Annotated in this window: 5 protein-coding genes and 1 rRNA gene; all 6 read right to left on the reverse strand. The window is 42.1% G+C overall.

Annotated elements, in window-relative coordinates:
* Nucleotides 1-2: 2 nt before the first annotated feature.
* Entirely contained in the window at nucleotides 3-1,382 is a 1,380-nt protein-coding gene (radA, locus tag M2369_RS18910; RefSeq protein ID WP_017359160.1) for a DNA repair protein RadA, read from the reverse strand.
* Nucleotides 1,383-1,475: 93 nt separating this feature from the next.
* Nucleotides 1,476-3,911 (reverse strand): ATP-dependent protease ATP-binding subunit ClpC, encoded by a 2,436-nt coding sequence (gene clpC / locus M2369_RS18915; protein ID WP_007496263.1) that lies wholly within the window; start codon nucleotides 3,909-3,911, stop codon nucleotides 1,476-1,478.
* Nucleotides 3,908-4,999, reverse strand: a complete 1,092-nt coding sequence (mcsB, locus tag M2369_RS18920; RefSeq protein ID WP_008345444.1) for a protein-arginine kinase McsB — start codon at nucleotides 4,997-4,999, stop codon at nucleotides 3,908-3,910. The genes clpC and mcsB overlap by 4 nt, the downstream gene beginning before the upstream one ends.
* Nucleotides 5,000-5,003: 4 nt before the next feature.
* Entirely contained in the window at nucleotides 5,004-5,561 is a 558-nt protein-coding gene (gene mcsA, locus M2369_RS18925) for a protein-arginine kinase activator protein McsA (protein WP_007496258.1), read from the reverse strand.
* A gap of 14 nt (nucleotides 5,562-5,575) precedes the next feature.
* Complete coding sequence (locus M2369_RS18930) at nucleotides 5,576-6,040, reverse strand: CtsR family transcriptional regulator (protein ID WP_003217184.1); 465 nt, start codon at nucleotides 6,038-6,040, stop codon at nucleotides 5,576-5,578.
* A 177-nt stretch (nucleotides 6,041-6,217) separates the two neighbouring features.
* Nucleotides 6,218-6,292: ribosomal RNA gene (gene rrf / locus M2369_RS19500) — 5S ribosomal RNA — on the reverse strand; the annotation flags it as partial.

The following is a 6,292-nucleotide window of genomic DNA, read 5'->3' on the forward strand; positions in this document are numbered from 1 at the left end:
TTCTATGATCCCCCTAGTGAAATACGAAGTGCCTCTGCTACATTTTCTACACCGACTAACTCAATCCCTCTCGGTTTTTTCCATCCATCTATATTCGCCTGAGGAATAAACATTCGCTTAAATCCTAGTTTAGCAGCTTCCTGCACACGCTGTTCAATTCTTGATACTCTTCTGACTTCTCCCGTCAGACCCACTTCTCCTATAAAGCAATCTGCTTGATGCGGCGCTGCATCTTTAAAGCTTGATGCAATACTGACGGCAATAGCCAAGTCAATCGCTGGTTCATCAAGTTTCACACCACCTGCGACCTTTAAGTAGGCATCTTGGTTTTGCAGTAGCAGCCCTACCCGTTTTTCTAAAACGGCCATAAGCAATGACACTCGGTTATGATCAAGGCCAGTAGCCATTCTCCGTGGATTCCCAAAGCTCGTCGGTGAAATAAGTGCTTGTATCTCCACTAGAACAGGTCTTGTTCCTTCCATTGAGGCAACAACACACGATCCAGATACACCTGCTGACCGCTCTTCTAAGAAGATTTCTGATGGGTTTAATACCTCTGTGAGCCCTTCCTCTCTCATTTCAAAAATTCCTAATTCATTCGTTGAACCAAAACGGTTTTTCACTGCCCTTAAAATACGAAACGTATGATGACGCTCCCCTTCAAAATAAAGAACTGTATCTACCATATGCTCTAAAAGGCGCGGCCCAGCAATCGAGCCCTCCTTCGTCACGTGACCAACGATAAAAATAGGAATACCATTCGTCTTGGCAATTTTCATCAGCTGGGCAGTGCATTCCCTCACCTGAGAAACAGATCCAGGAGCTGACGTGATATCGCTTTGATAAACGGTTTGAATTGAATCGACCACAACAAAAGCGGGTTTCATCTCTTGTATAGCAGACGTTATATACTCCATATCGGTTTCAGCCAAAACATGTAAAGAGGCACTTTCAATACCGAGACGGTCCGCCCTAAGCTTCGTTTGTTTGATTGATTCCTCACCAGATATGTACAACACATTCTGATTTTGATCTGATAGCTGTGCTGAAACTTGTAATAATAGTGTGGACTTCCCAATCCCAGGATCACCGCCAATAAGAACGAGTGAACCTTTGACAATTCCACTTCCTAATACTCGGTTAAATTCTTCTAAATTCGTTTTAATTCGGGGTTCTTCGGATGTTTCAATTGCAGATATAGGTGAAGGTTTTTGAATGGTTTGAACAGAATGATTAAACGCACTTCGACGATTTGCCGGCTCTTTACGAACGACCTCTTCTGTCATACTGTTCCAAGTGCCGCAGCCGGGACATTTCCCCATCCATTTGGCTGACTCATAACCGCACGATTGGCATATAAATTTTGATTTTGACTTAGCCATAGATTGAAGAATACAACTCCTTATACTGGTCAGAAAATAAGTAAAGGGAGGCATCCAACTTACTGGTATGCCTCACACTTTTTTCTTACTATATTAGTTCGTAGCAGCCGTTGCTTTTACGACAATTTCTCCATCTTCTACATCTAATACGATATGTTGGCCCTTTTCAATATTGCCTTTCAGCAATTCCTCAGAAAGTCGATCCTCGACGTGCTTTTGAATCGCTCTTCTTAACGGACGAGCACCATACTCAAGATCTACGCCTTCGTCGGCAATCTTGGCTTTTGCTGCTTCCGTCAATTCAATTGAAAGGTCCTGCTCTTTTAGTCGTTTTGTCAATTGATCAGACATGAGAGACACAATCTCTTTTAGATGTTTCTTTTCGAGTGAGTGGAAGACAATGATTTCATCAATACGGTTGATGAACTCCGGTCTAAACGCACGTTTCAGCTCACCCATAACTTTGCCTTTCATATCTTTGTAATTTTGACTTTCATCCTGCACGTTAAAGCCAACATATTTATTGCGCTTCAGCTCACTAGCTCCAACGTTTGAAGTCATAATCAAAATCGTATTTCTAAAGTCAACAGTACGACCTTTAGAATCAGTGAGACGACCATCTTCTAACACTTGAAGTAAGATGTTAAACACATCAGGGTGCGCCTTTTCAATCTCATCTAGAAGCACGACAGAATACGGCTTTCTTCTCACTTTTTCAGTCAGCTGACCGCCCTCATCATAGCCCACATAGCCTGGAGGTGATCCAACAAGTCTTGAAGTCGAGTGTTTTTCCATGTACTCAGACATATCAATACGAATCATCGCTTCTTCATCACCGAAGATAGACTCGGCGAGTGCTCTTGCAAGCTCAGTCTTACCAACACCTGTTGGCCCTAAGAAAATAAAGGAGCCAATCGGACGTTTCGGATCTTTTAGTCCAGCACGGGCACGTCTTACAGCTTTTGCAACAGCAACAACTGCTTCATCCTGTCCAATGACGCGAGAGTGGAGCAATTGTTCCATGTTTAGAAGCTTATCTGTTTCTGTTTGAGCAATTTTTGAAACAGGTACTCCCGTCCAGCTAGAAACAACCATTGCGATATCATCCACAGAAACCTCTGAATTCTCTTGTCCCTGCTTTTCTTTCCAAGATTTCTTCGTCACTTCTACCTTTTCACGCAAACGTTGCTCCGTATCACGAAGAGAAGCGGCTTTTTCAAATTCTTGACTTTGAACAGCTGCATCCTTTTCCTTGCGTACTTCATCCAGCTTTTGCTCAAGTTCCTTTAGATTAGGCGGTGTTGTGAAAGAACGTAAGCGAACTTTTGAACCCGCCTCATCAATTAAGTCGATCGCCTTATCTGGAAGGAAACGATCGGAGATATAACGATCAGAAAGCTTTACCGCCGCCTCAATGGCTTCATCTGTAATAGACACACGGTGATGTGCTTCATAACGGTCTCTAAGCCCTCTTAAAATTTGAATACTTTCATCGACAGATGGCTGGTCCACTTGAATTGGCTGGAATCGACGTTCAAGTGCAGCATCTTTTTCAATATATTTACGGTACTCATCTAACGTTGTTGCCCCGATACATTGAAGCTCACCACGTGCTAAAGATGGTTTTAGAATATTAGAGGCATCAATCGCACCCTCTGCTCCACCTGCACCAATCAGTGTATGAAGCTCATCAATGAAGAGAATGATATTTCCAGCCTGACGGATTTCGTCCATGACTTTTTTCAAACGATCCTCGAATTCACCACGATATTTCGTTCCCGCTACAACGGTTCCCATATCAAGTGTCATGACTCGTTTATCACGCAGAATTTCAGGCACTTCGTTGTGAATAATTTGCTGTGCGAGACCTTCTGCGATCGCTGTTTTACCAACACCAGGCTCTCCAATCAAGACAGGGTTATTCTTTGTTCTTCTACTTAGGACCTCTATGACACGCTGAATTTCTTTGCTGCGGCCAATCACAGGGTCCAAGCTGTCCTCTTTCGCAATAGCCGTTAAGTCTCTTGCCAAGCTATCTAAAGTTGGTGTATTGGCATTGCTATTAGATCCTGCCGCAGATGCACCCGTTTCATTGCTGCCTAGAAGCTGCAATACTTGCTGGCGTGCTTTATTTAAGCTCACTCCGAGGTTATTTAAGACACGGGCAGCTACACCCTCTCCCTCACGAATAAGACCTAAAAGAATATGTTCTGTCCCTACATAGGAATGACCAAGCTTTCTCGCTTCATCCATAGAAAGCTCCGTAACCTTCTTCGCTCTAGGTGTGTAATGAGGAATAGCTTGAGACACCTCTTGCCCTCTTCCAATCAAGCTCTCGACTTCTTTTTGGATTTTATCTGAAACAAGGCCCAGTGCTTCTAATGCTTTTGCGGCGATGCCCTCACCTTCACGTACAAGACCAAGTAAAATATGCTCTGTTCCGATGTTCTTATGGCCTAGGCGAATGGCTTCTTCTTGTGCAAGTGCTAATACCTTTTGAGCTCTTTCAGTGAATCTTCCAAACATCATATCGTTTCATCCTCCTGTCCATTCCTATGCATTTCTAAGCGCAGCCTTTCTCTGATAATTGCTGCTCGTTTTATATCTCTTTCATTTGGTTCCAAGGCTCCTCCTGAATATTGCTGAAGGAAGCCAGGCTGTGTCAAAATCATGAGTTCATTCAGTATATTACTTGAAAGTCCCTTAATGATACCTAAATCAATTCCAAGTCGCACATCTGACAAACACTTAGCCGTTTCCTTAGATTCAATCATGCGACAATTAGCCAAAATCCCCAAGGAACGGTACACTCTGTCTTCAAGTTCAATTTTAGACGTCTGATATAATGCCTTACGTGCAGATCGCTCTTGTTCAATGAGCTGCGCTGTCACACTATTCAAGTCATCTACAATATCTTCTTCTGATTGACCCAGTGTCATTTGATTTGAAATTTGAAAGATGTTTCCTATTGCTTCGCTACCCTCACCATAAATTCCTCTGACCACAAGACCTAATTGATTAATTGCAGGAATAATGCGATTCATTTGTCTTGTCAGGGCTAGTGCTGGTAAGTGCATCATGACTGAAGCCCTAATACCTGTACCTACATTGGTCGGACAGCTCGTTAAGTATCCTCGCTTTTCTGAAAACGCATAATCCACTTGCTCTTCAATCCAGTCATCTATTTGGTTAGCTGCTTTTAGTGCATTAGCCAGCTGAAATCCTGGGAACAAGCATTGAATACGAATATGGTCTTCCTCATTCAGCATGACACTGATTTCTTCATTTTCTGAAAGCAAACAGCCGCCAAATCTTGATTCTGCTAAATTGGGGCTAATCAAGTGCTTTTCAACAAGTACCCTTTTAGCCAAAGGCTGCGTGTCATTCATTCGAATCAGAACAAAGTTTCCAATGTCCTTCACTTCCTGGCTCGCAAACTTTTGCTCGAATTGCTGAAGAACAGCTTCAGCCTCCTCTTGAGAAAACTGAGTTGGGAAACGAACATGCTCTAGATTGCGTGCCAGCCGAATACGACTGCTTAGAACAATGTCACTTTCTGGTCCTTTCTGTTTCATCCATTGACTTAATGCGTCTTGAATAAAATGCTGGAGCGACATGTCGTTAATCTCCCTCCCTCTGCTGAGATTGCTCATGCTCTAATGCACGAATTTGATCTCGAACTTCCGCTGCTTTTTCAAACTCTTCCTGTTCAATCAGCTGCTTCAGTTCTTGCTGCATTAACTCAAGTTTCCGGCGAACATGCAGACTGCCGGCAATTCGTTTAGGGACTTTTCCATTATGGACTGTATTTCCACTATGGACTTTCCTTAAAACAGGATTTAAATACTGATCAAAGGTTCGATAACATTCTGCACAGCCAAAACGGCCTGTTTTCCTGAATTGCTGAAAAGTTAAGCCACACTTAGGACATTGATCCACTTCTCTTGCCTCTTGAAAAATAGATGATCCTTTATTCGCACTTGTGGTAAAGCTAGGATCAATATTCAATAATCCTGATAATAAGTTGTGAATCGAGAAACCTTGGTTTCCACTCATAGCATATGAATCACTGTTTTCTTTTGCACATTGTTCACATATATGCATTTCTTGTTTTTCTCCATTTATTACTTTCGTAAAGTGAAAAGTGGCTGGTCTCTCATTGCATTCTTGACAAATCAATCTTTTCACCCGCTTTACTTTAATTTCAAAGCATTTAACATCGCTTTCATCATCCGAGCCCGCAGTTCATCTCGTTCAGGTAAATCAATGTGTAAAACAGAACGGTCCATGACACTAATCATCATCTTTGCTTCTCTTTCGGATAAAATGTTGTTCTCAACAAGACGCATAATGATATGATCAGATGCAGCCTGTGATAAACGATGATATATTTGGGAAATAATGTTGTTCAATAAATCGACTTCATCATTCATTTTGACTTTAATGATACGGATATAGCCACCGCCGCCACGCTTACTTTCGACGATATAACCTCTTTCGCTCGTAAAGCGTGTATTGATAACATAGTTAATTTGTGAAGGTACGCATTGAAACTTATCTGCAATTTCATTGCGTTTAATTTCTAATATTTCTCGACCATTCTGATCCAAGACTTCCTTCAAATACTGCTCGATGATATCAGAAATATTTTGTGCCACTCCGCCTCCTCCTCCATTGACTTTGACTATATTTGACTTTAATCTTACTATAAATTTTTTCGATCGATTTTTCAAGATAATCGCTCAACTAACAATATTATTTCCACATTTATCTGGTGCCAAACGTCCCAAAAACACAAAAAAGACCAGTTCCGATTGGAACTGATCCTTTGAAAAGCTTGGCGGCGTCCTACTCTCACAGGGGGAAACCCCCAACTACCATCGGCGCTGAAGAGCTTAACTTCCGTGTTC

Origin of the sequence: Bacillus sp. JUb11, from assembly GCF_024807925.1 — a bacterium.
In the GTDB taxonomy this organism is placed as follows: Bacteria; Bacillota; Bacilli; order Bacillales; family Bacillaceae; genus Bacillus; species Bacillus altitudinis.